The sequence below is a fragment of the Microcoleus sp. OTE_8_concoct_300 genome, assembly GCF_031383065.1.
Classification (GTDB): Bacteria; Cyanobacteriota; Cyanobacteriia; order Cyanobacteriales; family Microcoleaceae; genus Microcoleus.
Map to the genome: position 1 here is coordinate 1 of NZ_JANMZH010000895.1, position 1,117 is coordinate 1,117.

Sequence of the window (1,117 nt, forward strand, 5' to 3'; positions counted from 1 at the left end):
CTAAGCCTTGACCAATCAATTCGCGATCGCTGTTGTGTTTCTCGCTGACAGTCATACCATCGGCAACCACAGCAGATAGCAGCGATTCAATACTGCCCAATGCTGCCAAAGCTAATGCCGGATTAATCAATTCTCGGATCAGCGTAAAATCATTACTGTGGGGAATCCCTTGGGGCATCGGCAACGATTGTGGAATAGAACCAATGGTGGGAACATCGAGGTGAAAGAAAGAGGCGATCGCCGTTGCCAGCACCAACCCTACCAATGAACCCGGTATAACAGTCGGAATCCTTGTCCAAAGTAGCTTGGTCAAAATCACCACAGTTGCTAACCCGACTGCCTGCAAGTTTAATCCTTCCCAATGGGTAAACGTCTGCCACAGTCCCGGTAAAAAATGTTCACTACGGGGTAACTGGAACCCAAAGAAATTATTCAACTGTCCGCAAAAAATAATCACAGCGATACCGTTGGTAAAACCTGCTGTGACTGGATAGGGAATAAACTTGATCAGTCTACCTAGTTTGGCAACGCCCAGGGCAACTTGAATAATTCCTGCCATTACCCCGGCAATCCACACTTTCTCGATACCATACTTGGTAACAATCCCAATTAGGACTACCGCCATCGCTCCAGTGGGCCCTGTAATCTGCACCGGGGAACCACCAAACACCGCCGCTACGGTTCCCGCCACAATTGCCGTGTAGAGTCCGGCTTTGGGTTCGACGCCACTGGCGACAGCAAACGCCAGGGCCAGAGGAAGGGCAACCACAGCGGCGGTTAGCCCACCAGTCAAATCACCTCGCCAATGCACAAAAGTACGATCGAACCAAGGCCGCAGACCACCCATGAAACTATTGGCTACTGTCATTAAGCTATAACTCCTGATGTCTTTGAATTTCTATATTTTAAAACTTTCAAAGTCTTGCGTAGATACTAACACTCTTGCAAAATTAGTGAGTCGGGGAAACGTTTTAGAGCCCCGACTTATCAAAGAAGTCGGGTATCTGAATCTCATTTACCGTGCCGATGGTAGCTGGATTTCGATACCGAGTTTGTTGCTAACATCGATCGCACTACTAGCAAAATCAGTCATCCCTGCGATCGGAATCGCGATCGC

1 protein-coding gene is annotated in these 1,117 nt (G+C 48.5%); it reads right to left on the minus strand.

The annotated features are described in order from the left end of the window. Positions 1 to 868 (minus strand): SulP family inorganic anion transporter (locus tag ACUVJL_RS38955; RefSeq protein ID WP_445250706.1); only part of this gene is annotated, 868 nt, incomplete at its 3' end. Positions 869 to 1,117 lie beyond the last annotated feature (249 nt).